Here is a 587-nt window from a genome sequence, read left to right as displayed (position 1 = left end):
GCCCGTCCGGGCCCGCCGCGACTGATCCCCAAGCCCGGGCCGGCACCGCGCCGCCCGGCCCCCGCCGCGCCGCAGGTGGAGGTCCAGCGGATCGCCGCCACCCCGGCACAGGCGGTGGAGCTCGCCGACGACGCGATCGACCGGCTGCTGGAGTCCGGCCGCAACCCGGGCGACGTCCTGGTGCTGACGGTCGGCGAGGCACACCCCTGGCAGCAGCACGAGCTCTCCTTCGGCGAGGAGCGTTACTGGGCGCAGCTCGCCGAGGGTGGGGACGTGTTCTACGCGGACGCAGCGCTGACCCGTCCGGTCCGCCGCGAGGTGGTCGTCCTGGTGGTCAACGGCGGACCGTCCGCCAAGGCCGCCAAGGCGTACACCAAGGCGCTCGGCCACGCGACCGCGCTGTTGGTGGTCTGCGGCGACGCCGGCCCGGCTGTCGTGGGCGCGGCCGATGCCGCGCCGGGCCGCCCGGTCAAGGCCTGACCGCAGTCGTCCACTTCGGGCCCGGTGCCGCCGTACGGTGCCGGGCCCGAGGTTCGTCCCGCGGTCCTTCGCGGTCGGTGGGCGGCGGGCCGCGGCTGACCGCCCCG

At 77.2% G+C, this 587-nt stretch carries 1 protein-coding gene; it reads left to right on the top strand.

Annotated elements, in window-relative coordinates:
* Positions 1-480, top strand: a 480-nt coding sequence (locus KS423_RS46925) for a hypothetical protein (protein ID WP_374120207.1), incomplete at its 5' end; no start/stop codon positions are given.
* Positions 481-587 lie beyond the last annotated feature (107 nt).

The sequence above is a fragment of the Streptomyces sp. LS1784 genome (assembly GCF_020103755.1).
Classification (GTDB): Bacteria; Actinomycetota; Actinomycetes; order Streptomycetales; family Streptomycetaceae; genus Kitasatospora.
This window is presented reverse-complemented; position numbering and strand designations above follow the sequence as displayed.